Genomic DNA, 23,296 nt, shown 5'->3' on the forward strand with positions numbered 1-23,296 from the left:
GGCTGCTGGTCAACAGCCAGATTAATAGCCAAAACCTTTCGGAGTTTGAATATCTACAAGGTTGGAACTGGTCATCCTGACACGCAGAATATTTATTGCAATGTTGATAAATCACTGGGTATATTTGCCGGGATACTGGATTTCAGTAAGATATATATCTATTTATTTGCACTCAAACTTGTTTTGAATTTATTACCCCATACAATGAAGTTAACCTCAGATATTGCTTTATTATCACTGGGCTTTATGATGCTTATTGGTCATTGCCTGCCAGTGACGCATCACTTTAAAGGTGGACGGGGAGTATTCACATATATGGGATTAGTGATGTTTTTTGCTCCAATTCCCATGCTGATCTCTGGATTGATCGCACTTGTGATCACCTTGCGATTTGAACAGCATAGATTTGTGCAGTATGTGGTAGTAGTATTACCTGCATTTTTGAATCTTATATTTGAAGAAAGTGGAGCTTTTATCAGCATGATGTTTGTGCTGGTGATTCTTATGGGGATAATAAATGTATTTGTTTCCCGAAAGCGCGGAGAGATATAAATCAGGAGGTATTAAGTGAGTGAGATTAAAATTGTAGAGGTAAAAAATGCTAAACAGCGTAAGCAGTTTATCATGTTTTCCTTTAAATTGTATGATAAGAAAGAATTCTGGGTAGCACCTTTGATCATGGATCAAAAGCTGATGTTCAATCCGGAGAAAAGCCCTTATTATGAACATTCTACTGCCCAATTGTTCCTGGCATACAGGGATGATGAGATAGTAGGAAGGATCTCTGCTCACACTAATACACTGCACAATAAAACTCATGAAGATAAAATAGGATTTTTTGGTTTCTATGAAAGCATAGATGATCAGGAAGTTGCTGATGCTTTATTTGATACAGCCTATAAGTGGCTTCAGGAGCGTGGTTTTGACACTATGCGCGGACCTATGAATTTTTCTGTGAATGAGGAAGCGGGATTGCTGGTGGAAGGTTTTCATAGTCCCAGTTTTTTGATGAATGTGTGGAATAAGGAATATTATCAGAAACTATTTGAGGATTGGGGACTTGTTAAAACAATGGATCTATATGCCTATCGCATTAAAATTGAGCCATTATCTGAACGGGTAAAAAGAATTGCAGCCATGGCACAAAAACGTTATGGCTTTGAAATTAAGACGTTGCCGATGAAAGATAAAAAGAAGCAGCGTGAATTTCTGGAAAAGGTATTTCAGGTATATCGTGATGCCTGGAGTGATAATTGGGGTTATGTTCCCATGACCGAAAGAGAATTCCAGCATACAGTGGATACGCTGATTCAATTTGCACTGCCGGAATTTGTGTATATTGCAGAAAAAGGTGATGAAGTGATGGGTACATTTGTGTGTTTGCCTGATTATAATGAGGTACTCAAAAAATTAAATGGCAGGCTCTTACCATTTGGCATAATCAAGTTGCTATATTGGCGTAACAAGATTACGGGATTGCGTGTTCCAATCATGGGAGTATCAGAGAAATACCGTAATAAAGGTGTGGATCTGGCATTTTATGCAAAATCCTTTGAGACTGCTATGAATCACAAACGAACCTGGCTCACAGGAGAATTTTCCTGGATACTGGAGAATAATCTGATGATGAACCGTATGTCAGAACTGCTGGGTGGTAAAATAGATAAAGTATATCGCGTATATGATAGACTGATCGAGAAGAAGTAGGAGAGAAGAGGTTTGAAGAAAAGAAATTTACTTCAGGCAATAGATATCCTTGTGATTATTTATTGTCTGATAAATATAGCTTATATTGTTTTGGGCATCCTGCTGCATGGTGTGGCTAGTGAGCGAATGCACGAGCCCTTGAAGCATCTATCAATTTTCTGTGGGATAATTATCTTCGTTCTGGTTATTAGTAGAATTTATTATAAATTCCCTAATAAATTTTGGAGACTGGTGCGAGATTGGTATGTGCTGCTGCTTTTTTTATATTTCTTTGAAGCTACTTCTGCTCTGAATAAAATAGTATTTCCGGACTTTGTTGATCTCTTTTTTCAGAAAATAGATCAGGCAATTTTTGGTTATCAGCCTGCCAGTGAATGGGAAGGGATGCTGGATGGTTATCTTATCAATGAAATTCTGCATTTCGCTTATTTTTGTTATTACCTTATGGGCATCTTTTATCTGGCAGTTTATATCAAAAGCAGGGAATTGTTTAGAAGATATGCCTTCATTCTGACCTTTGTTTTCTTTGTCTGCTATCTTATCTTTAACCTGCTGCCAGTTGTTGGCGGCAGATTTCTGCCAGGGATGATGGAAATCACACAAACCTATCAATATGGACCTTTTACTCATATAATGGCTTATATTTATAACAATACTCCGCATCTGGGAGGGGCATTTCCTTCATCGCATGTGGCAGTTGCTGTTACCGTAAATATCAGTGCTTTCAAATATAATAAGACTACTGGATGGGTGATCCTTCCTATTGTATTTTTACTTACTATTGCTACTGTCTATTGCCATTATCATTATTTTATCGATACAATCCTTGGTGTTATCTTTGGAATAAGTTTCTATTTCCTGGGTAATGCATTATACCGTAACCGAGCAGCTTTGGAGAGCCATGTTTAATCTAACTTTTCTGAATTCATCAGCGTTATTTTTAACTTTGATGACCCTGATCCCGCTCTTGATCTATCTTTTTGCCAAAAAGAGACCTCCCCGAATAATATTCAGTTCTATTCGCTTCATCCAGCTTAGTCAGAAAAGACAAAAGAAAAAAGTTAATCTTAAGAATATTCTCCTATTGATCATCAGGATGCTGATAATCCTACTCACTGCCCTGGCAATTTCCCGGCCAGCGGTGAAACTTGAGAACCTTAAGGGCAATCAGAACCATCCAGCCACAGCTGTTGCCATTATCATTGATAATTCCTATAGTATGGATTATGTAGTGGATACCCAGACTGAGCTTGATAAGGGTTTGCAGATAGCCGAGAATATCGGGGAAATGCTCTCAGAAAATGATATCAGTATATTATTTACTATGGATCGCAGCTGGAACGAACAAAATGCTGGTTTGAATTATGGAGAATTCTCCCTGGAACTTCTGCATTCAATTAAAATTGTTCCTGCAGTAGAAGATTTATCAGAAATATTAGACCAGGTTGAGTCACAGCTGAAGGAAAGCCAGATAGCAAATCGTGAGATATATTTCATCACAGATATGCAGAAAGCGGATTTTCCAACTGACCTGGAGACAAACTTATTTGTGATACCAACATCAGAGATGGAGGATCGGCGTAATCTTAGTATTGAAAATGCCTTTATGAGCAGTAATTTTATTGAAAGGGGTATGGAAAGACAAATCGAATATCAAGTAGTGAATAATAGTGACAATGCTATTGATGACGTGATCTGCTCTCTGACTCTGGATGGTACTACGGTGGCAGAGAAAGTAACTGATCTGCAACCGAATGAGAAACAGCAGAACAGCTTTTTGATTTCCCTGGAACGTCCTGGTTGGCATAATGGTTATGTGAGTGTGCGTGATGAAAGGCTGCTTTATGATAATCGCTATAATTTTGCATTTTATTATAATCACCAGCCTAAAGTTGGAATAATCACCAGTGAAAAGACGCTTCCAATACCTCTGCAAACTATTTTGAGTATTTATTCGGGCAATCCTGATAATATTAAACTTATTAATGATAATATCAGTCTGGAGAATTTAAAAGGGTATGACAATCTCATAGTTTGGAAATATGAGGGTTGGAATGGACAACTGGAATTTGTGCTCAGTAATTTGAACCAGCAGGGGCAAAATATCTTGTTTCTGGTGGATATGGATATATCAGAATCTGCCAGGGAATATCTTGAAGATGAAATTAAACTTAAATTTAAAAACATTCAGCAGCAGGAAACTCAAGTGAAACTCACTCAGGTAAATCGGTTCCATCCTGTTGCAGTGCGTATTGATCCTGATCGACCAGCTGCAATCAGGGGCTTATGGCTGGTGGATACTGATGCCAGTATAATCCTGGAAGCAGAAGGAAATCCTCTGGTTGTGGAAGCAGCAGGTAATCTGCTTTGGTTATTTGATATCAATGATCTACGCTCTTCATTTCTGGTAGATGCTAATTTCCCCATTCTGGCAAATAATTCGTTAATGTACACTGCCTCATCTGGACTAGGTAAAAGACAATTTAAAGCTGGAATGCTGTATCAACCTCAATCGGAACCGGTTATATATCCAGATGGAAGTATCATAGAAACGGGCGGTAGAAAAATTCTTTTCAATCAACCTGGATTATATCAGGAAGGTGAGGAGAGAATACCAATAGCAGTTAATCTGGATTACAAAGAAAGCAGATTTGAGGCAATACAAATCCCCTCAAATCCAAGAATTACCTTATGTGATACAAACTGGCAGGACACTATCTTCCAGGCACGTTACGGCTTTGAACTCTGGAAATACCTGCTCCTGCTTGTACTGATATTATTCGCAATTGAAATTATTATCATAAAATCTGAAGAAAGAAAAGCCTGATAAGAATTTATTATTCTACAAGCTCCAGTTCTTTTAGGAGTTCCACTAAATGCTCTTCCAGTTCTAGTTCATCACCGGGTTTGTAGCCTGTATGACGGTAGTGTATTTCACCATCGGGAGCAATTATGAAGGTTTCCGGGATAGCATCAACTTCTAATAATCGTTGCACTTCGTTGCGGCTGTCCATCAAAATCGTGAAGCTATAGCCTTTTTTTGCAATATAATCTTTGGCTTTTTGCATTGTTCTGCGTCCATCAGTAGTGATTGCCAACACTTCCACGTTATCATATTTTGTGTGTAATGAGTCAAGATGCGGTAATTCCAGGCGGCAGGGACCGCACCAGGTAGCCCAGAAATCTACGATCACTACAGTACTGTCATTCAAAGTGCCATAGAGGCTTATTTCATTACCTTCAGCATTTTCAAGACTGAAATCAGGGATTTTCTCTGCCCAGGCAACTAAAGTAAATAGAACTATTATAGCAGTGAATATTATTCTTTTCATATATACTCCAATTATCTAAATTCTAATTTTTCTGCGGTACTTCATCAGTAATAGAAGCATATTTGCGGATAGCAAAGCACTTCTTTTGCACGCAATTCATACAGCGGATGCATTCCGGTGAGCGGTAATCCTTCCGGGGATCAAGACCCATTGGACAATCTCTTACGCAAAGATTGCAATTATAGCAATGCTCCTCAATGAAGGTAAGTTTCAATAGACTGAATCTATTGAATAGTCCCAGAAATCCTCCCAGAGGACAAATCGTTGTGCAGAAAGGCCTTCTTGTGAAAACTGCTGAAGTGAGAAAGATAAATAGCAGGGCTATTTTCCACCAGTAAAGAGTACCCACCAGTTCTTTTAAATCATCATTCATCAACACATGAGGAATTCCGGCTCCCAATGTTCCTGCAGGGCATATCAATCTGCAGAACCAGGTTTCACGCTGGGCAAAATCCTGTTCATCTTCCGGCAATTGAGAAACGAGTATCATTTTTGATTTTCCAGTTTCGGCTGAATGCACATTTGCCACAAATAAGGGCATGATAACCACAAAAACCAGCAGAATAATATATTTAATATATCTTGTCCATTTGGGTATTTTAAATTTTGGAGATGGGATCAGATGAAGCAATTCCTGTACAAACCCAAATGGGCACAACCAGCCACAAGTCCAGCGTCCGATCAGACCACCAACCAATAGTAATAAGCCGAAGGTGACAAATGAGAAGAACCCAATTACCAGAAAATGCTGAAAAGTACCTACCGGGCAGGCATAGAGCGTTGTGGGGACAGAATAGCAATTGAGTACGGGAATTGGCAAATTCATCAGAAATTCACGTACCTGAGGATAATACTTCACATAAAAATGTCCATCAATAACAAAAATCGCCATGATCAAGACGAAAAGGCGACTCCAGTTATGCGCATAAAAACTGAATTTGTGTTTCACAGGTTAACCTAACCTATCCCTATGCAGGACAGTCAGAGAGTGAGGGCATTACCGGCAATTTCATAGAATTCCTCCATGCCGATGCCCACAAAGATGAATATTAATCCGATAATAATACTAATACCCAGCAAAACAGGTTTTAAAAAAATAAAGGCTGGTTTTTTCATCCGCACCCTTTTTCTTCTTATTCGTCGCATGGATGCATGCATCCACCGCAACCTTTGACATCCTGATCTTTAAAATCCAGCTCAAATTCTATCTCTTCAGGCGGTTTGCAATAGGTAGCAAAGCACATCTGGTAGCCTACAAAGACTTTGAGTGTACAAGCTTTTCCTTTTAACTCATCGCTGACAGTAAAAGGTCTTTTTAAGATCACTTCGTCTTCATAATTGAGTAGTCCCAGTTCATCAAGATGTCCACCTTCGGGCCAGATTGTTTCGCCAAATTTTAATCCAGGAATAGAATCTGCCTCTACATAGACAAAATCTTCCTGTTTGGTCATGTGCATGTCCTTGGGAATAATTATCTTAGCCATCAATGTATCTCCACTGATATACACCGATGCCAGTTTTTCTGCGTCCTCAGCCATGAGCATACTAATGCTCAGCAATATTACTACGAGTATAGCTGTTTTCAATTAAAGCCTCCAGTTAAATATGGCTGAGAGGGCAGGAATCGAACCTGCCGCAGACAGTTTTAGCTGCCTGTTACTGGTTTTGAAGACCAGTTGAGACACCAGTCCCGTCCTCTCTGCGTCCCTTTTCCTTAATACCAGTCATTTTGGCAAGTCATTTTATTGACTGGTCAAGTGAAAAATAGTTGCTTGACAAGAGATAAGATAATTATATGCCTTATAGGTTTATAGGGCATATAATATTTAAGAAAGGCTCCTAAAACCTGGTGAAGATATCCAATCTTATCCCTTTAAAAGGAGATTGGAAATTGCAGACTCCGTTACGGCAGACTTTTCCACCTTTCTCACTCCCTGCAAATAGACGGATTTCCGTATGTTCCCAGACAGGAGCAAGGAGTTCCACGCCAAGTTTGCCTTCTGATTTTGTGATTTCCTGATCGTCATGATATTTCAAAGAACTCAGCACTGACAGTGAATAATTTTTATATACTCCAAAATCCACCTGGAATAAAGGCTCACTATAATCCTCTTCATTGCCATAATTATCATAGCTTTGGTGCTTCCATTCCACTCTCACCAGCACCGGCTTTTCTGCCACCATAAAATCAGCTTCCACGCGGGGAGAAATTTCCTTATCCCATTTATATTCTTCTGCACTATTATCCAGCCGTTCAATCTGCTTATATTCTATATTAAGACCCCAATTAGCGAATTCATGCTTATAATTGCCATAGAAATCCGACTGATTCACATCATCATCTGGTGCCCAGCCCTCTGAATAATTAAGTTCCAGCTGGCTCTTTTCATTTGGTTTCCAGGAGATAATGCCCTGAACGCCTTCTTCATCATATCCGGGTAGACTCCATTGTCCGTATTCTGCTACGGGTTCTTCACAATAATTCACAGTAGGCAGTTCTGCCAGTCTCTCATCAAAGTTCTCATAATCCTTATAGGCAGCCGTAATGCGGAATTTTCCCAAATAGAGGTTCATGTTTCCATAAAGAGCAGAACCATCCAGGTCTTCCACAATGTCCCAGTATTTCTTACTGGCAGCATATTCAGCACTGAGTTCAATGATACTGGTATTGATCTGCAGGCGACCATCAAAAACATCTCGGCGATTAAATTCAGATTCAGGACCATTTACGTAAGCCCGATAACTCAAAGCGCTGCCACCCACAGTTACAGGTTTCCAGAAATTATAAGAGAAATCTGCTCCGTTGACAATGTCTTCATATTCGAAATATTCTTCATTCGGCAGTGAACCATAAATACCCTGCAGCATGAAATTATCATATTTCAATCGCACCTGTACACCATCCAGACGCTCATCGTCATTCATATCAGTATTATTATAAGCATGAATTACCATGCCACTGCCAAAAACAGTCTCATAATTACCAGCTCTGATATATAGATTATCACCATTATATTCTCCAAACCGTTCAACCCATTCATGCTTGATATTTGCATTATCAAGATACTCATCAGGGGCAAACCTGTTATATTTCGGCAGTTCACCATTATAGGTCATGCCAAACCGGAACTTATTATAATTTGCTGTTAATGAGAATTCATTATCAATATAATGCTGCAAAGAATCTTCAGCTGAACGATACACATAAGCAAGTTTATTCATGCCGCTGATATAAAAGTTACCCGCAGTAGTGCCCTGGGCCTCAGGTTTGGTTTCAGGTTTTGTATTCAACCATTTGATTATATTCTCTTCTATTTCCACTTCATCACCACGCTTATAGCCATCATGGGTATATACTATATTCATTCCGGGAGCAACTAGTATGGTCCGGGGAGGATTCACTACATTATAAAGCTTCAGAGTTACCTGTTCCGGATCATATAAATTAGTAAAAACATAGCCATTGGATTTTATGTATGCCTGAGCCTGTGACTGATGCCGTGGCTTATCAATATTGATTGCCAGCACCACCAGATCATCACCATATTTTTCCTGAAAATTGCTTAAGTGAGGTAATGCTTTCTTGCAGGGTGCACACCATGATGCCCAAAAATCAATCAATACCAGTTTATCATTCACATCAGAAAGTTTTACCAGGTTGCCATCTGCATCCTGCAATTGGAAATCACCTGCTTTTTGAAGCTTTTCCGATGCATTCAATATTGCCAGACTAAATATTATCAGGATAATAATAATTCTTTTCATGATCATTCTCCTCCCATCTTTTTGATGACATTATAGATATGAGCTCCATTTGCACTGGCATTAGCTACTCTGTCCTGCAGCCAGACGACCAGGCTAAATTTTGCGGGAAGCGCTGTTCCACTGGCTACAGAAATTTCTGCTATGCTTGAAGTCTCATTATAATCTAATTCTGCTCCACCAATTACCCGATTTGCAAAATATACTGATGATGATATATAATGCAGGTCAGGTTCTTCTTCCAGGATCACTGCCCGTAATTGCAGGTTTTCACCACTCAATTCACCTAATTCCTCCCAGCTCAGTGTTCCAGTTACTGTATCACCAGATATTGCCAGCTCCAGGCCGGTAAATCTGAATATCAGTGGCTCTGCCAAAGCCTGCTCATAACGACTCTGATAGGCAGCCAGGGAGGCTTCTCCTGCTCCTATGATCGTATACTCACCCTGGACGATTGAAGTGGGCTGTGAGCCTGCATTATAATACAGGGCTTCGGGTATAAATAGTCCAGCGGGATCTTCATCATAAATATATTCCAGGGCTACTATCTGTTCACCCAGCTCATTATGCATTTCTTCCAGTAATGAGGCTACGAGAGGGCAATTTCCGCAAGTTGTGGAGGTAAAATACTGCACCATTACAACAGGTAATTCAGGATCAAGGGGAGGAGGAGCTACCTGATTACCATAAAAAATATAACTTCCCTCGCTCATGATTAAATAGTCTTCCTTCTCGGTTATCAAAAAGCTTTCTCTTCCCAGACTACCTTTCAATTCATATTCTATCCGGTTTGTTTTCCAGTATTCAATGATCTCAGCATGAAGAGTTAAACTATCTCCATATTCCTCAAAATATGATAAATACTCAAGCTGAATGTCAAATTTGGTGCTAAGGTCATTCATATAATCATCGCCATACCAGTTCATGATACCTGATAAATCTTCTGCACTGGCTGTGGAAAGACTGCTATCGAATTCCATGAAACTCTCCTCCAGATTCGCATCACTATATACATCATGCTCAAATCGGTCACACGCAGAGATAAATAGAGAAATCACTATTATCAGCATTATTGCTCTTTTCATACTTCTTCTCCATAATATTTTATTAAAGCTAACCAAATTATAAACTCACCTTTCATGTCAAATCTAAAATCTTTTATTTTCTCTCAAACCACTGCATTCCACCTTCTCAATAATGGACTTTATGGACATAATAGACAGGATGGACGAAGGTGTCTAATATTGTCCATACAGTCTATTGAGTCCATGCTGTACATAAATAACATTAGGCAATAAAAAGATATTTTAATTGACAATAGACTATAATAACCTACTTTTGTCCTCGCCTTAGGTAAAGGAGGTAGGTTAAGATGAAAATAATGACTTTAAAAGCAGCAGCGGCATATTTGAATATGAATGCAGAAGTCTTGCGCCGGCAGGTGCAGAAAGGAGAAATTCCAGGTCGTAAACTGGGAAAAGGTTCACGTTCACCCTGGCGTTTTATTCAGGAAGAACTTGATGAATATATTCAGGGTAATAATGTTCAGGAGCAAGCAGAGCCAGAAGTTCAATCCGTACTTGATAAGTTGATTAGAGATTATAAAAAGGCAAACAATGAAGATGATGAGGTAATTGCCTTGAATCGACTCGGCAGGCTTAAGAAAGCTGGAGCCGTCCCATTTCTTTGTGAGATATTATTAAACGCCAGTAGCACGAGCAACCAGATATTCTGGTCTATTCGGGCAATGATAGAGATATTAGGCAAAGAGGCGAGTCATTATCTTGGTATTTTCCGTGAAGATAAAGATGAATGGATACAGGTGGAGGTATCAATATATTATGCCTTGGAGTTTGGTGATGAACAGGCAATTGAGATACTAGAGCAACAATATGAGAAAACGGGTAATTTTATAGTTTTGCAGGGTCTTTTACAGGTGAAAACTAAAAAATATCTGCAGGAACTTCGGACGATGTTCAAAAGTGAGGTAGTCCATACACGTCTTAAAGCTATCGGTGCTTTAAGGGATATTAGTTATCCACAGGAAGAGCAGGACCTGGCGAAACTGGTTTTGGATAGTGATATTTACGTGCAAAATGAGGCTTTGAAGCTGGCAATCAAACGTAAACATCGCAGCCTGATACCTCAATTACAGCTGATAATTGCCGGAAATTATCCAGAAAGCATCAAGAGAATGGCAGCCGGAGCGCTGGCTGAAGCGTTTGATGAGGCGTGAGAAGTGAGTCGTTAATCGTGAGTCGTGAGTCGTGAATCGTGAGACGAAGAGAATTAAATAAAGCCCGGGTTAGTCCGGGCTTTATATTTTACAATTTATTCCATGGATCAATAATATCTTTCAACGAGTTTGATATTCATTTTTTCCAGTTCAGTAAGCACAGGAAGATAAATATTTCTATCGATGGGACGGAGTACACCTCTGGAAGTGATATTGCCATCCAGGATCATTTTCACGGCAATTGCAGCAGGTAAAGAAACAGTGCGAGCCATGGAAGTATCTCCATTGGGAATTCCATAATCGATCATAGTAGATGTTATCCTCTGCTTTCTGCCATTAAAATCAGCAATGAATTCGTGGTGCATAAGCAGCAGGTCAAGTTCACCTGATTCATAATTCATCTTCTCCAGCATGATAGCTGTGAGAACGTCAATTGCTGCACCTTTCTCACAAGGTACTTTATAATCTTCAGCAAAGAAACCAAGCCACTCAAATTTCTTGAGAACAGTGCTGGCAGAATTAAGATTGAGCTTTTGAGCAATAGCGCATTTCAGGCAGCTGTCTTTTTCCAGACCAAGCATGTGGGATTTGATGAACTGGGGTACTGACATGTTAATAGTGTCATGGACTTCACCATTTTTATCGAAGAAACCAAGCTGAGCCAGAGAATACCAGGTTTCGCAATGACTGATATTTCTGAAAGTTCCGCGATAAATGGTTTTGATACCTTGAAGACCGTAGGTTTCGATATAACTGAGAGAATCACGATTGGGATAGGCTTCAAAAGTGCCCATACCAGGAATATCAACCAGCCAGTAATGACTGAACAGATCTTTACCGGGAACTTTGATAACTTCACCATCGCGCAAATATTGAGCATTATTTCCTGCAGCAATTAGTACGCCTTTGGGAGCCCAGGAGAATTTGTAGCCCAGGGGATTAGTATTATGCTGAGGAGCAGGGAGGCCGCCGCAATAGCTCATAAAACTGGTAATTTTGCCACCTTTATCCTTAACTTCATCAAATATCTTCATGGCACTCATGTGGTCAATACCGGGATCTACGCCAATTTCATTGAGGATTGTTATACCTGCTTGAATTGCTTGATCATGCAATTCTGCCATAGCGGGGCTTACGTAAGATGCTGTTACCATATTCTTTTTATGATTGATGCATTGACGGGCAACGAAGGGGTGCATAGTAGCCGGCAGCAAGCTAACGCTGAGATCATGACCGGCAACCAGATCACTCATCAGTTCTTCATTATCAGCATCCACCAGAACAGCATTAACATTGGGATGTAAACTGGCAAGCGCTTCTGCTTTATCCAGACAACAATCACCAATTGTTACTTCAATACCATTACCAGCCAGATAATCCACCATAGGTTTTGAAACCAGACCAGCACCAAAAATCATGACTTTATGAGCCATAATGCCTCCATACTATTCTTTTTTACGGGCAGATTTGGTATCTGGAGCACATAAGTCAAATAATTTATGAATATTTAATGAAAGGAGCAGATCAGGATTGATTTATAAGTCCTATAGATCCTATGGGTCCTATAGGACTTATAATATCTGAGAGTGATAGCCTCAGGTTAGTCGGGCTGTGTATTTCGTAAGAACAGCGATCTCTTTATCAGCAATGATGCCCAGAGTGTCGTTGATAGTATATTTTACCGGGGCACTGAGGATGTCATTATCACCAGTGAGAAAAGACCAGCGTTTGCCGATTATTTCACAGAAATAACTGCGAACCTGCTGGTCTTTATATATTTCTTCTACAATCTTATTTAAGATATTTATATCAGGCATGATAAACCTATAAGTAAACGTCGCGTTCACCATTTACTATGTCGTTATATTCCTTGCGGAATGAGTTCATGAGATCTTTATTCTTCTGGAAGAAGGGGTATGTTTCGATGTCAGCGAGTTCTTTCTGGATAATTTTTTCACCAATCACTTTTGTTTCTGGAGAAGCATAATCATCCAGAAATTCCCGATAGGTGAGTACGGCATTTAATTTACAGAACTTGCCTTCCACGCAATGCTTGAGCAAGCCCATGATCTTATCCCCTGTGCGTCCGCATCGGTAACCTGCTGTACAGAAACTTGTGATCATGCCCATTTCTGCCAGTTCGCGTACTACTTCATCAAGACTGCGGGTGTCACCCAGCATAAATTGTTGTTCATCTTCTAATTGTGATGATTCCATATAGCCATCAAGTTTTTTGAGAGCATCAGTGTATCCGCCAATTCCGATCTTGGTGGAAGCATCAGTTTGCGTGCAACCGCGCAGAATTGCCTGTTTGCGTATCTCTGCCCGTTCACGTGCTGTTACTATCATTCCTGTATATGGAACTGAAAGCCTCAGTACAGTTACAAGTTTAAGGAAATTTTCATCTTTAACCAGGTATTTTGAATTTGTAGTAAGAGGAGAGCCGGAGGCGGGGGTGAGGCGTGGGAAAGATATCGTGTGAGGACCAATTCCGAATTGTCTTTCAAGATCCATAGTATGGTGAAGCAATCCCATCACTTCAAAACGCCAGTCATAAAGTCCAAATAGAGCACCCACTGCAACGTCATCAATTCCTGCATCCATGGCACGATGCAAAGCATATAAGCGCCAACGGTAATTACCTTTGAGCGTATTTGCGGGGTGAACCGCAGAGTAAGTATCTTTGTGATAGGTTTCCTGAAATACCTGGTAGGTGCCTATTCCTGCTTCCCAGAGCTTTTTAAGGTCGTTGATACTCATGGGTGCAGCATTAATATTCACTCTTCTGATATTTCCCCAGCCAGTTCGGGCTTTTTTGCGGGTGTCATATGCTGTTTTGATGGAATCAACCATGTAATCTGCATCAGAAGCCGGATGTTCACCATAGACAAGGATCATTCTTTTGTGTCCTTCGTCGATAACTGCTTCAGTTTCTTTTCGCACTTCGTTCATTGTAAGGATTTTTCTTTTCTCCTGGGAATTTTCACACTTGAAACCGCAATAGGCACAATTATTCACACAAAGATTGGCACAATATAGCGGGGCAAAAAAGACGATGCGGTTGTCATAGACCTTGCGTTTGATCTCCAGGGCTGCTTCATCCATCTCTGCCCAGAGTTCAGGATCACTTACGTGCAGTAAAGCAGCAGTTTCACTGGGATCTAGTCGCTGAACTTCTTTGGATTTTGCAATAATATCTCTCACTTGAGCAACGTCTGAGGTTTGGTTAGATTGCAATTCATCAAATATCTTTTGCGTATCAATAAAATCTTTTCCATCAACAAGATACTTGTCGATTTCTTCCTGTTTGATGACTTGCTGTTTCCAGTCAGCGGGATTTAATTTACTCATTTTATATCTCCATTATTAAATTTTCAAAGTATTAGCTTTCACATTCACATCAGGTAATTGTCCAAGTTTTCCAGTGAGAGCACCCAGATCATCAGTAGTCATTTTCAAGATCAAAAAGATCACAGCCACATTTTTATCCGGGATGGGATAGCCAAGACGAGCCTGAACATAAGGTGCAAAATCATGCAATAGAGAACTTACCTTGTTAAATGCGGTTTGACGATCATAAATTGTAATTGAAACTGAATGGAATCTAAGTTCCATTGATCCTCCTTCCTGTCATCTGAGGAAAGAGGAAGAATTCTGGCTTAGTGGCTGAAACAGCAGATCAATGTCCCCGGTAATCACCGAACTTCCAAAATATTTTTTACCTCTTACCCTTGACGTCAGAATATATTTTTATTCCTGTTTCTCAGGTCTGAAAGTCAAGCTATGGAGGGTTGTTTGCAGGTCAATTACTTTTTTAGCTATATTATATTTCGATCATAAAATCTCTGCGGAAATCCCGCTGTTCTCCATTATCTACATAGCCCAGCGGGTTGCGGACTACAATTGTATTTCCAATTTTGGTTTCATTAAAATCATGTGAGTGACCGCATACCCAGTATTTGATCTGAGGATTGGCTATGATCAGATAGTTAAGGTCAGTAACAAAGGCACTATTGAGTTTGTCTTCCTTATATCTTTCATCTATGCAATCATAACTGGGCAGGTGATGGGTCATAATAATAATACTGCCATCAAAAGGTTTCTGCAATTCATCCTTAATAAATTTAAGTGACAGCTTATGATATCTATTTGTATCTTTTACAGTTATGAGATATTTATCTTTATAGATATCAGAATACGAGATCAGTCTGTAATCATTCAATCCCTGGCTGATAATTGCTTTACTCACTTCAGGAACATAACTCCATAAAGTAGTAACAATGAATTTCACATTATCAATTACATAAGTGCGGTTATTGAGTTTTACATGATTTTCTGCAATCTGGCTCTGGTATACTGGATAGGCATAATTAATGATGCCCTGGTAAAATTCGTGATTACCCATTGTAGAGATAACAAAATCAAAATCTTTGGAGAGTTTTTCATAAAAACTCCTGGCCCTCTTCTTAATTTTATCGCAGATAATGTCCCCAGCCAGCAGTAATACATCTCCCTTAGCGATTAAAGGATTGTCACTCAGCCACTCTCGATTACTAAAAAACTCAAGATGCAGATCAGATGCTATCTGGATTTTCATTATTCCCCCTCGGAAACAAGTTCAATCATACAATCTCCATTTAAGGTTAATGTCAAGTAGATATTTCCATAAACTAGCATCCCCCCGAAATTAATTTTATAATAGATTACCGAAAGTAGCAAGATGACCACTCTTATTAACCCCCAAATTTATTTGGGGGAATTTAGATGTACGAAGGATGGGAAGTCACTTCAGTGACTTCTTTATTAATGCAGTTAGTTATAAATAAATTGTACTTGCTTACAATGTAATTATCTGAAGTGGCTGAAGCCACTCAACTCTTATTTATTTTCTTTTCACCAGATTGAAATCTGGTGTTAATTAGAGTGGAAAAATATTACTAATAAAGCATATCTAACTCTCTATATTTTATTGTGATATCTACAATAAAATTTAGAAAACCAGGGGGATGCCAGGATATTTCCATAAATAAAAAAAACCGCCACAAATGTGACGGTAAATTTATGGTGGGCCCAAGAGGAGTCGAATGAGCCAAAGGCTCACTAGCTTTACCAGCTAGCCTGAGGTTTACTAGCCTAAGGCTAGCTAGTAAACCTATGGCTGGCTCTGACCGTCTTCATATTTATCTAACCATGCCCTGCCAGCTCCACTTTTGAGAAACATCTCATGATCTCTGGCAGATTTATAATCGGGGTATTCTCTTGTATAGATCACTTTAAATTCACCAATCATCTGACTGTCTTTTGATGTTTTTCGTTTATGTTCAAGTAGTCGTCTATCAAGATTATTAGTGATTCCAACATACCTTTTAATGCCTTTCAATACATAAACTATTACCATAATATCAACCTGTATAATAAAAAACCGCCACAAATGTGACGGTAAATTTATTGGTGGGCCCAAGAGGAGTCGAACCTCTGACCGTCCGGTTATGAGCCGGAAGCTCTACCAACTGAGCTATAGGCCCCCTAATTTAATAAGGTAAGTGTAAGAAATTTATTTCAGAGTTTTATTGTCAAGCCGATTTCTTACTTAACATTAAAATTATCGATAAATTTCTGTAAAATGCTGGCACGGGTGGGATGACGCAATTTCCGTAGGGCCTTGTCCTCAATCTGTCTAATTCGTTCTCTGGTTACGTTAAATATATTACCCACCTCTTCCAGGGTGCGGTGATAACCGTCATCTATACCGAAACGAAGCCGGATTACACGCTCTTCCCGTGAAGTGAGACTCTTCAAAATATCATCTACCTGCTTCTTCAATAGTGTACGTTCAGCCATTCGCTCAGGAGAAATTGTACCCTTATCTTCAATGAAATCACCCAGTAAACTGTCATCATCATCATGCCCAATCGGTTTATCTAATGATACTGGTTCTTTGGTGATAGCCTGGATACTTTTAACTTTTTCCACAGTAAGTTCAAGTTCCTCAGCAATTTCCTCTGGATATGGCTCTCTTCCCAGCTTCTGTAATAATTTTCTACTGGCTCTCTTCACCTTGTTAATAGATTCGATCATGTGAACAGGGATTCTGATGGTTCTTGCCTGATCTGCTATTGCACGGGTGATTGCCTGCCTGATCCACCAGGTGGCGTAAGTAGAAAATTTGAAACCCTTACGGTAATCATATTTTTCCACTGCTCTCATTAAGCCCGTATTACCTTCCTGAATAAGGTCCAGAAAATCAAGACCGCGGTTATTATAGCGTTTGGCAATGGAAACCACGAGCCGTACATTAGCTTCGATCATTTCATTTTTTGCCCGTTCTTTCAGCTTTTCACCACGTTCGATTTCCCGCAGGAGATCTATCATTTCCTGGGCAGTCATCCTGGTTTCCAGTTCCACGCGTCTGATCTTACGTCTGGCATTTTTGATCTTGCGCAGTGTCTCGATAAATACTTCCGGGTCTATGCCTGTTTCCACCCGAACTTCTTCATAGTCTTCATCGCTCTTACCAGCTTTTCTGCCAAAGGTGCAGATCTCATCAATATTGAATTTCCTGATCCTGCTTAGATTTTTAATGATCTTCTCAGAATCCTTTATTCTATCAACGAGGCTTTTGATGCGATAAACCATGCGCTTGAGCAGTTTTTCATTATAAACCAGCCGATTGAATATCTCGATGACCACCTTGCGCATTTCATCAATTTCTTCTTGGTGTGATAATATTCCATTTTCATCAATTTCGCTATTATCAAGCAATTCACCTATCTCTTCGAATTTCGCTTCAGATTCTGCTATCACTTCTTTAAAAGAAGTCATCAACCGCTCTTCCTGAGCTTTATCCATCCAGCTTCCATATTCAATCTTAAAAATATGATCAAGACGTACTCGTTTTTCCTGATATCTGTGATAAAAATTCTCCATTTCGCGTAAAGTGCTGCCTGACATAAATACATATTTATTGATATACTTTTGACCGGATTCAATCTTTTTAGCGATTCGCACTTCACCTTCGCGATCAAGCAAAGGTACACGACCCATTTCACCCAGATACATTCGCACAGGATCATCATAATATCTCTTATTTTTGAATTTCCTGGTCGGCTTCTTATTCGCCGATGTATGTTTTCTGGTTATCCGCTTTTGAGTCTCGTCAATTATCTCGATTCCGGTATCGGTTAGATCATTGATCAAATCCGCTATCTTCTCAAGATAAATCGGATCGTCGGGCAGATTCTCATTAATTTGTTTAAAAGTTATTAAATTATTATTACTCTTTGCCAAATCCTTGAGTTTCTGGACGCATTCATTATAACTCTGCATCTACGCTCCTTAATATAATAATTTCTGGGCTCCCCGCGGGTCTAATTCCCGCACCTTCTTCTTTAAATCCTCATATTTCTCAAATAATTCTGACTGCAAGCCCTGTGCCTGAATATCTTTTTCCATTGCAGCTAAATCCTGCCGATATTTGCGTAATTTCACATCTCGCACTACTTTCTCTATTTCTACCTGAGGTGTTTTCATCAGCATAATCTCGGACATACGTGCCCAAACTTCAGGTGTTACTACCATCTGGTAGGACGATACCTGATTAAGTTTATCTTTTTGCTCTATCAGCACCTCAAATATCTCTCTATATTCTGCTTCCAGAAACCAGGAAGCATCGATCTCTTCAGTTATCTTATCACACAATTCCCGCTCTTCCATCATCAATTTTAATAACAACCTTTCTTCGGGATATTTATTATTATTTAGATAATCTAACGTAACATTTGAATCTTGAAAAATTATTTTATTTTTGGAACGTGAAATTATTGCCGGATAGCTGATTTCAAATGTCTCTGATACACCTTTTAAAAACAGGCTACGATCCATGTCTCCCGCAATATCACGGGCTACATCGATCAGGTAGTTCACTTTTTTATTAGTGCTCAAACCCAATGTTTTTTCTACCTTAAAATATTCAGGTAACGTCAGTGCATTATCAATCAATTTCTGCAAAGCCTCTTTTCCATTATTTAGCAGATAACTATCAGGATCTTCTCCATCCGGCAGAGCCACAATTTTGCATTGGAAGCCGTGTCTTGTAACTTCTGCTGCACCTTTGAGTGCTGCCCGAATTCCTGCTTCATCTCCATCATAAATAATATAAACATTTTGTGTGTATCTGCCAAGTAAAGAAATTTGAGCCGAGGTGAGTGCTGTCCCCAAAGATGCCACAGTATTAATAAAACCCTGCTCATAAAGCCGCAGCATATCGAGATAACCTTCACTTACCAGCACATAATCCCGCTTACTGATATCATATTTAGTAACATTTAAACCGAATAATTCTCTCCCTTTTGTATATATGACAGTAGTGGGAGAATTAATATATTTACCACCGGGCTGAGATTCATCCATTTTCCTGCCGCCAAAAGCGACTACTTTTCCACTGCTGGAATGGATAGGGATCATTATTCTATCACGGAACAGATCATAAATACCCCTTTCATTGCTGCCAAAAAGACCTGTTTCAGGTAGTATTTCCGATTTTATATCATGTTTCAACAGGTAATTAGATAGTCCTCCAAAACTGTTTAAAGCATAACCGAATTCAAATTTCTCCCTGATCTCTTTTGTGATTCCTCTTTCGTCCAGATATTGCTGTGCCTGATCTCCATACTGTCTAAGGTTTATCAAAAAATAGTCTTTTGCCAGATTATAAGCTTGATAGATCAGGTCAAATTTTGATTTTTTCTGTTTATCATAATTTGATTCCGGCAAAATATAGCCTGCCATATCTGCAACTTTGCGAACTGCTTCCCAAAAAGATATTTTCTCATAATCACGCACAAAAGAAACGGCATTACCCTTGGCATCGCAACCAAAGCATTTGAATATCTGCAATTTCTCACTAACATTGAAGGAAGCGGTCTTTTCATCATGAAATGGACATAATGCCTTATAATTGCTGCCAGCTTTATTTAATGGAATGTATCTCTCGATCACATTCACAATATTAACATGAGCTAATAGATCATCTACGACTTTAATATCCATTACCTACTCCGCTTTCAACTGGCACACTGTTACGCCATCTCCTCCGGCTTCTGGTGCCGGAGTAAAAAATTCTTCCACATACTTATTCTTCTTCAAATATCTGCGAATTTTACTTCTCAGAGCTCCTGTCCCTTTACCATGAACAATTCTCACATAGTTAAGTCCACTAATTACAGCTTCATCAATCAGTTTTTCCACTTCCGGGATAGCTTCTTCTGCCCGATATCCCAGGATTTTGAGTTCAAATTTTGCCTGTGGCACTGGAATCCGGATACCTCTATCGATAACCTGTTCTTCCGAGGCACCTGCCTGAAACAGGTTATTTATATTTGTAGTGTAATACATCCCATCCAGATCAACCTTAATCCCACTGCGACTGATCTCAACTATCACACCTTCTGCATCAAGATCCTGCAGCCACACATGTGAGCCTATCTGGGCATCTGCCAGTTTGTTTCTTCCCTGCTGATGAACATCCACTACCAGGTCTTCCAGTTCGCTATTCAATTTTACTACTTTCTTTAATTCTTCTTCATAATTTTGTTTTCGCAGCTGTCTGTCATCTTTCTTAATGTTGTCTATTTCAGAATTCAATTCCTTCTGCAGTGATGTCAAAAATTCACGCGCTTCCAGAGTGGATCGCTTCTTTATCTGCTTCGTTTCCTGATTTATTTTATCAATTTGACGCTGATGTTCATCTACCTTCTGTCGCAACAGCGAGTTCTTTAATTCATATTGATATATTTCCCGACTTAATCTCTTTTTCTCTTCACTCAGTTTCCTGATCAAGTCAGTGAGTTCCACATTTTGCCGACCTGTTAATTCTTTCGCCCGGTCAATTATATCACCTGCCATACCAAGTCTTGATGCCACTTCAATAGCAAAGCTATTTCCAGGTAAGCCGATTTTAAAATGAAAAGTAGGTACATGGTTCTCCGGATCAAACTGCATGGCAGCATTAACGCATCTTTCATCATTTTCTGCAAAAACTTTGAGTGCTGTATAATGCGTGGTCACAACGCCCAGAAACTCCTTACGGCTTAGATGCTCAAGCACTACCTGTGCCAGAGCACTTCCCTGTTCAGGATCTGTTGCTGAGCCTATTTCGTCTATCAGGACAAGAACCTTCTGCTCATTACTTTCCAGCATCTCTTTTAAATTTGCAATATGCGAGGAAAAGGTCGATAATGAATCCTCCAGCGATTGGTTATCACCAATATCTGCATATACTGCCCCAAATATTCCTATCATACTCTCATCGGATGCCGGTATTGGCAGACCGCTTAATGCCATCAATGTAAGCAAACCTACTGTTTTTAGAGTAATAGTTTTTCCACCGGTATTAGGACCCGAAATCAGCAGCAGGTTATAATCATTACCAAGCTCCAGATCAAAAGGTATCACGCGATCTACACTGGAAAAACCTTCTATCAATAAAGGATGTCTTGCTTTTGCTAAAGAGATCACAGCATCCTCAGTAATTCTGGGTTTGCTGCTTTGCAATCTATTGCACCACTGAGCTATCGCACTATAATGATCAAGCTCAGCCAGCACTTTTGAATTATGCATTATGGTATGTCTTTCAGCGGTTACTGCTGATGTGATTTCCCGCAAAAGCCGATAGACTTCCTGTCTTTCTTCATTTTCCATAAGATGTACATCATTATTTAAACTCACCACCTCAGCTGGCTCTATATATACCGAACTATGGCTTCCCGATTCTCCATGAATTATCCCATTCACATTGCCGGATGCTGATTTCTTGACCGGAACAACGAACCTGCCGTCCCGCTGAGTAACCACATCATCATGCAAATAGCTGTGTTCTGCATATTCCACCAGCTTCTTCTGTAAAACATTTACGATGTTTCTGCGAACCTGTTTCTGACGCTTGCGGATTGAATATAAATGAGATGATGCATTATCTTTGATCTCACCATCTTCTCCAAATATCCTATAATATAATTCCAGTAATTCAGGAATTGCTGTCAATTTACCTGCAAGTTCATTGAATAGAGTGAAAATTTCATATCGAGGTTTTGCTTCTGCTACATTTGAAACTACTATCAGGTTACCCATGATCTCTTTAAGTTCTTCATAATCATAAACCTGACCATCTGTCTCAAAGAGCAGTCTATCCAGATTTGTTACCTGGAAATAGCTGAAATGGATTTTCTCTTTTTGAAGTAATTGAACTTCTGTTGTCAGATTCAGACGGTATTCAATATCCTGTTTGTTCTGCAATGGCTCAATAGTATCCACTAGCTCTTTGCCGGCTTCACTCTGGCATAAAGAAGCTATATATTTTTTTACTTTGCTAAATTCCAGACTTTCTGGATATTTTATACTCGCTGTTTTCAAATATGTTCAAATCCCATTATTTCTGTTTCAATATAATCAGCTATCGGCTCTATTACGCTTTCCAAAAATAGTGATTCTATTACAATTTCTTTACCTTTAACCCGCAGAAGATCTTCCTGTTTTATCTGCATCAGGTCAAATACCTCATTAAAATCACTTTCTTTCAAAGAGCCTTGAATTGAATCATATAATTCTTTAAGAGCCCGATTGCGGCTTTCAGAATCTTTTGCTGAAGCATACTGCTTATTCGCATCATCAATCGCTTCCCAGATCCGGTCTATTTCCATCTCAGAAAGCTGATCGCTGCGTGAATTTATCTCGGATTCCAGGTTTTTGGTCAAAGTTTCAATGTTCAGCCGATTATTCTGCGGTCGCACTCCCCGATAATTTAAAGAATAGGGTGAAATATCTAATAAAATTACCAGCATTGCCAGAAATATAAAATAAGCAAATACTGCAAAAAGTCCACCAGCTATCCTGTTCATGCATCCCAGGTCCAATGCCTTCATAACTTTTTTGAGAATTCCGAAAACTATTCTGGCAATTATCATCATTACTACAAAGATCAAAACATAGGCGATCACTGTGGCAATTGCCGGTGACACATTCAGCATGTCTCCCAGCTTATAACGGAAATCTTCACCAAAAGTTGAGATAATCAGAATCACACCAGCTAAGGATAATATTCTGACCAAAGTCCATAATAGTCCTTTAAACATTCCCCAGATCGTAAAAATTAACAATATAATGCCAAATATTAAATCTAAACTGGTCATAATTACCCCTTGATTTTCAGGCTTGTCCTCTTGCTGGCAATTAAAAACATAAACAGAGGTGGTTACCCCTGTTT

The 23,296-nt window shown here is 39.4% G+C and carries 21 protein-coding genes and 2 tRNA genes; 5 read left to right on the top strand and 18 right to left on the bottom strand.

Annotated features, from left to right (window positions below; genetic code table 11):
- From RAO94_13480 to RAO94_13495, 4 genes are all read left to right on the top strand, one after another.
- Positions 1 to 552 (top strand): glycerol-3-phosphate acyltransferase (locus tag RAO94_13480; GenBank protein MDP8323352.1); only part of this gene is annotated, 552 nt, incomplete at its 5' end.
- Between the two features lie 15 nt (positions 553 to 567).
- Positions 568 to 1,707 (top strand): GNAT family N-acetyltransferase, encoded by a 1,140-nt coding sequence (locus RAO94_13485; GenBank protein ID MDP8323353.1) that lies wholly within the window; start codon positions 568 to 570, stop codon positions 1,705 to 1,707.
- 12 nt (positions 1,708 to 1,719) lie between these two features.
- Positions 1,720 to 2,616, top strand: a complete 897-nt coding sequence (locus tag RAO94_13490) for a phosphatase PAP2 family protein (protein MDP8323354.1) — start codon at positions 1,720 to 1,722, stop codon at positions 2,614 to 2,616.
- On the top strand, positions 2,609 to 4,534 hold the full coding sequence (locus tag RAO94_13495; protein MDP8323355.1) for a BatA and WFA domain-containing protein: 1,926 nt from the start codon (positions 2,609 to 2,611) through the stop codon (positions 4,532 to 4,534). Before RAO94_13490 ends, RAO94_13495 begins: the two co-directional genes overlap by 8 nt.
- A 10-nt stretch (positions 4,535 to 4,544) precedes the next feature.
- Here RAO94_13495 and RAO94_13500 read toward each other — a convergent pair whose 3' ends face one another.
- The 7 genes from RAO94_13500 to RAO94_13530 all read right to left on the bottom strand — a co-directional run bounded on the left by RAO94_13500 (position 4,545) and on the right by RAO94_13530 (position 9,886).
- On the bottom strand, positions 4,545 to 5,039 hold the full coding sequence (locus tag RAO94_13500; protein MDP8323356.1) for a TlpA disulfide reductase family protein: 495 nt from the start codon (positions 5,037 to 5,039) through the stop codon (positions 4,545 to 4,547).
- A gap of 22 nt (positions 5,040 to 5,061) precedes the next feature.
- Entirely contained in the window at positions 5,062 to 5,988 is a 927-nt protein-coding gene (locus RAO94_13505) for a 4Fe-4S binding protein (protein MDP8323357.1), read from the bottom strand.
- Positions 5,989 to 6,020: 32 nt separating this feature from the next.
- Positions 6,021 to 6,155, bottom strand: a complete 135-nt coding sequence (locus RAO94_13510; protein MDP8323358.1) for a hypothetical protein — start codon at positions 6,153 to 6,155, stop codon at positions 6,021 to 6,023.
- Between the two features lie 17 nt (positions 6,156 to 6,172).
- Positions 6,173 to 6,625: a hypothetical protein gene (locus RAO94_13515; GenBank protein ID MDP8323359.1), complete on the bottom strand. Its 453-nt coding sequence runs from the start codon at positions 6,623 to 6,625 to the stop codon at positions 6,173 to 6,175.
- A 20-nt stretch (positions 6,626 to 6,645) separates the two neighbouring features.
- Positions 6,646 to 6,739 (bottom strand) — tRNA-Sec (locus RAO94_13520).
- Between the two features lie 139 nt (positions 6,740 to 6,878).
- Positions 6,879 to 8,804 carry a DUF6029 family protein gene (locus RAO94_13525; GenBank protein MDP8323360.1) on the bottom strand — a complete coding sequence of 642 codons (1,926 nt, stop codon included), beginning with the start codon at positions 8,802 to 8,804 and terminating at the stop codon, positions 6,879 to 6,881.
- A 2-nt stretch (positions 8,805 to 8,806) separates the two neighbouring features.
- Positions 8,807 to 9,886, bottom strand: coding sequence for a hypothetical protein (locus tag RAO94_13530; GenBank protein MDP8323361.1), 1,080 nt, complete (start codon positions 9,884 to 9,886; stop codon positions 8,807 to 8,809).
- Positions 9,887 to 10,173: 287 nt separating this feature from the next.
- Between RAO94_13530 and RAO94_13535 the strand changes: the two genes are divergently transcribed.
- A complete protein-coding gene (locus tag RAO94_13535) occupies positions 10,174 to 11,037 on the top strand; it encodes a helix-turn-helix domain-containing protein (protein MDP8323362.1) in 864 nt (287 codons plus the stop codon).
- Between the two features lie 107 nt (positions 11,038 to 11,144).
- On the opposite strand, the gene RAO94_13540 is transcribed toward RAO94_13535, so the two are convergent.
- The 11 genes from RAO94_13540 to RAO94_13590 form a co-directional block, all read right to left on the bottom strand.
- On the bottom strand, positions 11,145 to 12,470 hold the full coding sequence (locus tag RAO94_13540; protein ID MDP8323363.1) for a saccharopine dehydrogenase C-terminal domain-containing protein: 1,326 nt from the start codon (positions 12,468 to 12,470) through the stop codon (positions 11,145 to 11,147).
- A gap of 162 nt (positions 12,471 to 12,632) precedes the next feature.
- The gene (locus RAO94_13545; GenBank protein ID MDP8323364.1) at positions 12,633 to 12,854 is read right to left on the bottom strand and encodes a hypothetical protein; all 222 of its coding nucleotides are present in this window, start codon (positions 12,852 to 12,854) and stop codon (positions 12,633 to 12,635) included.
- A gap of 7 nt (positions 12,855 to 12,861) precedes the next feature.
- Positions 12,862 to 14,388 carry a [FeFe] hydrogenase H-cluster radical SAM maturase HydG gene (gene hydG, locus RAO94_13550; GenBank protein MDP8323365.1) on the bottom strand — a complete coding sequence of 509 codons (1,527 nt, stop codon included), beginning with the start codon at positions 14,386 to 14,388 and terminating at the stop codon, positions 12,862 to 12,864.
- A gap of 15 nt (positions 14,389 to 14,403) precedes the next feature.
- Positions 14,404 to 14,652: an iron-only hydrogenase system regulator gene (locus tag RAO94_13555; GenBank protein MDP8323366.1), complete on the bottom strand. Its 249-nt coding sequence runs from the start codon at positions 14,650 to 14,652 to the stop codon at positions 14,404 to 14,406.
- A gap of 208 nt (positions 14,653 to 14,860) precedes the next feature.
- Entirely contained in the window at positions 14,861 to 15,634 is a 774-nt protein-coding gene (locus RAO94_13560) for a metallophosphoesterase (protein MDP8323367.1), read from the bottom strand.
- A 555-nt stretch (positions 15,635 to 16,189) separates the two neighbouring features.
- Positions 16,190 to 16,435 carry a GIY-YIG nuclease family protein gene (locus RAO94_13565; GenBank protein MDP8323368.1) on the bottom strand — a complete coding sequence of 82 codons (246 nt, stop codon included), beginning with the start codon at positions 16,433 to 16,435 and terminating at the stop codon, positions 16,190 to 16,192.
- Positions 16,436 to 16,486: 51 nt separating this feature from the next.
- Positions 16,487 to 16,562: transfer RNA gene (locus RAO94_13570), tRNA-Ile, on the bottom strand.
- Between the two features lie 61 nt (positions 16,563 to 16,623).
- On the bottom strand, positions 16,624 to 18,363 hold the full coding sequence (rpoD, locus tag RAO94_13575; protein ID MDP8323369.1) for an RNA polymerase sigma factor RpoD: 1,740 nt from the start codon (positions 18,361 to 18,363) through the stop codon (positions 16,624 to 16,626).
- 9 nt (positions 18,364 to 18,372) lie between these two features.
- Complete coding sequence (gene dnaG / locus RAO94_13580; GenBank protein ID MDP8323370.1) at positions 18,373 to 20,085, bottom strand: DNA primase; 1,713 nt, start codon at positions 20,083 to 20,085, stop codon at positions 18,373 to 18,375.
- A gap of 3 nt (positions 20,086 to 20,088) precedes the next feature.
- Positions 20,089 to 22,446: an endonuclease MutS2 gene (locus RAO94_13585; protein MDP8323371.1), complete on the bottom strand. Its 2,358-nt coding sequence runs from the start codon at positions 22,444 to 22,446 to the stop codon at positions 20,089 to 20,091.
- A complete protein-coding gene (locus tag RAO94_13590) occupies positions 22,443 to 23,222 on the bottom strand; it encodes a CvpA family protein (protein ID MDP8323372.1) in 780 nt (259 codons plus the stop codon). The genes RAO94_13585 and RAO94_13590 overlap by 4 nt, the downstream gene beginning before the upstream one ends.
- Between the last annotated feature and the right edge of the window lie 74 nt (positions 23,223 to 23,296).

Source organism: Candidatus Stygibacter australis (genome assembly GCA_030765845.1).
Lineage (GTDB): Bacteria > Cloacimonadota > Cloacimonadia > Cloacimonadales > TCS61 > Stygibacter > Stygibacter australis.

What these genes read in the sequence shown, in the direction of transcription:
- RAO94_13500 (MDP8323356.1), bottom strand. Translation starts at nt 5,039, where the DNA reads ATGAAAAGAATAATATTCACTGCTATAATAGTTCTATTTACTTTAGTT.
- RAO94_13525 (MDP8323360.1), bottom strand. Translation starts at nt 8,804, where the DNA reads ATGAAAAGAATTATTATTATCCTGATAATATTTAGTCTGGCAATATTG.
- RAO94_13495 (MDP8323355.1), top strand. Translation starts at nt 2,609, where the DNA reads ATGTTTAATCTAACTTTTCTGAATTCATCAGCGTTATTTTTAACTTTG.
- RAO94_13590 (MDP8323372.1), bottom strand. Translation starts at nt 23,222, where the DNA reads ATGACCAGTTTAGATTTAATATTTGGCATTATATTGTTAATTTTTACG.
- RAO94_13560 (MDP8323367.1), bottom strand. Translation starts at nt 15,634, where the DNA reads ATGAAAATCCAGATAGCATCTGATCTGCATCTTGAGTTTTTTAGTAAT.
- RAO94_13530 (MDP8323361.1), bottom strand. Translation starts at nt 9,886, where the DNA reads ATGAAAAGAGCAATAATGCTGATAATAGTGATTTCTCTATTTATCTCT.
- dnaG (MDP8323370.1), bottom strand. Translation starts at nt 20,085, where the DNA reads ATGGATATTAAAGTCGTAGATGATCTATTAGCTCATGTTAATATTGTG.
- RAO94_13555 (MDP8323366.1), bottom strand. Translation starts at nt 14,652, where the DNA reads ATGGAACTTAGATTCCATTCAGTTTCAATTACAATTTATGATCGTCAA.
- RAO94_13545 (MDP8323364.1), bottom strand. Translation starts at nt 12,854, where the DNA reads ATGCCTGATATAAATATCTTAAATAAGATTGTAGAAGAAATATATAAA.
- RAO94_13540 (MDP8323363.1), bottom strand. Translation starts at nt 12,470, where the DNA reads ATGGCTCATAAAGTCATGATTTTTGGTGCTGGTCTGGTTTCAAAACCT.
- RAO94_13565 (MDP8323368.1), bottom strand. Translation starts at nt 16,435, where the DNA reads ATGGTAATAGTTTATGTATTGAAAGGCATTAAAAGGTATGTTGGAATC.
- RAO94_13510 (MDP8323358.1), bottom strand. Translation starts at nt 6,155, where the DNA reads ATGAAAAAACCAGCCTTTATTTTTTTAAAACCTGTTTTGCTGGGTATT.
- RAO94_13535 (MDP8323362.1), top strand. Translation starts at nt 10,174, where the DNA reads ATGAAAATAATGACTTTAAAAGCAGCAGCGGCATATTTGAATATGAAT.
- hydG (MDP8323365.1), bottom strand. Translation starts at nt 14,388, where the DNA reads ATGAGTAAATTAAATCCCGCTGACTGGAAACAGCAAGTCATCAAACAG.
- rpoD (MDP8323369.1), bottom strand. Translation starts at nt 18,363, where the DNA reads ATGCAGAGTTATAATGAATGCGTCCAGAAACTCAAGGATTTGGCAAAG.